Origin of the sequence: Undibacterium hunanense, assembly GCF_014284335.1 — a bacterium.
Lineage (GTDB): Bacteria > Pseudomonadota > Gammaproteobacteria > Burkholderiales > Burkholderiaceae_D > Undibacterium > Undibacterium hunanense.
Genome location: NZ_JACOGF010000036.1, coordinates 1 through 1,574 on the forward strand (window position 1 = coordinate 1; position 1,574 = coordinate 1,574).

Sequence of the window (1,574 nt, forward strand, 5' to 3'; positions counted from 1 at the left end):
CTCGGCCCGGCGGCCGAATTCCTTTCTTTGCTTCGCCGTAACTATTCAGCACCCAAGTAAGGCTGAGGCACGTTGCCAGAGAATGAGAGTACAAGGGAGTTGAACAAAGGCAGTTCTTGTTTGCGTAAAGTAGCAAGATAAGAACGGATGGTGCAGAAGGCGGCAAAGCCATGCGTGGTACGGAAACAACCTGATATTTTCTGCTTTAGCTTGGGCATACGGATATCCCGTTCGGCTCGGTTGTTGTCGAATGGTACGCGGTGGTCCGTCATAAACCGCCAGACATCATCGGAGTAACGACTCAAACGGGCCAACAGATTATAGGTAAATGTTTGTTTGATGCATCCACGCGTATCGATACGCGTGGGGTCTCGTTCTTGTTTAGGATTGAGTTCCCACGCCTGGTTGAGCAATATCTGATAACGACTCAGATAATGAGCAGTACGTGTCGGTTCAAGGCTTTGCCTGCCGATTACCAGACTATGATCGACTTCTTTTTTTGCTGCACGCAGCAAATCGATCATCTCTTTTGCCCAGGTCTGTTTGGTCGTTTCCTCAATGAAGATCAATTCCCGCAAATGATGTGCATTGCACAGTGAGTGCAGGCAGGTATAGTGGGCATAAGGTTTCCAGCCATCATGTACTGCCACTCCTGCAAATACGGGCAGAATGCCAAAACTGTCCAGGGCTTCTTTCCCTCGTTTAAGGTGGGCCCCATACCATGTCAGTGTTACCGTTGATGCACTATGCAACCATTGCTGTGCGCGTCCGACATGCATGCTGGTTTCATCGAAATGGACAACAGGGGCGATTTGTATTGCCTGGTTAATACGTCCGACCATTGGCAGTAATCTTTTAGCGCCCTCGTTGATGTAGTTTTGAAGCGTCCCTGTACTCAGGTTCAGTCCGAATAAGTCATGCAATGCCTGTGCTGTCCGCTCAACAGGTAGCTGCTGATACTGCGTCAGATAAACGGCCGCTGCTTTGACCTGTGGGCCATATTGCACTGCTTGTGTCAGGTCGGCAGGAAACACCCCCGTATGAAGCTTGCCGCAACAACATAGGGCCACTTCGACGCGATGTGCGGTGACTTCTAGCCGGATGGGAGGTAAATCAACAACTTGCCGTGTTTCAACAGAGAGGGAAATATCATCAAGTGGGATGTGACTCCCGCAGGCATCGCAACGTGTCGCAATGGGATGAACGACAGTATGATCACAATAGGCCAGGCGCTTGAGTGTTTTACCTGGATGTCCTGGCTGTCCACCTACCTTACCTCCCGTTTGGCGCAAGGATTTCGGTTTGCGTTGCAATCCATCTGTCGACGGTGGTTTGCTGGAATTGTGGCTGTCTTTAATCAGCCTCGCTTCCAAGGCATTGATGCGCACCGCCATCGCATTGAGCGTGCTAATTAATTCCACAATGAGCACATCTTTTTGCTCGCCACTTAACTCTCTAAGGTCAGGAATTTTTATCATCCTCTGCACTATGCAGTAAGTCGGGAATGTTTACAACTGCTGAATAGTTACGCTTCGCCAAAGAAAGGAATCAAAGAAAGGCGACCGCAGACTCGC

1 protein-coding gene is annotated in these 1,574 nt (G+C 49.7%); it reads right to left on the minus strand.

Features of this window, described 5'->3' with window-relative positions:
- Positions 1 to 41: 41 nt before the first annotated feature.
- Positions 42 to 1,478 (minus strand): IS66 family transposase, encoded by a 1,437-nt coding sequence (gene tnpC, locus H8L32_RS27190; protein ID WP_186951003.1) that lies wholly within the window; start codon positions 1,476 to 1,478, stop codon positions 42 to 44.
- Positions 1,479 to 1,574: the final 96 nt, after the last annotated feature.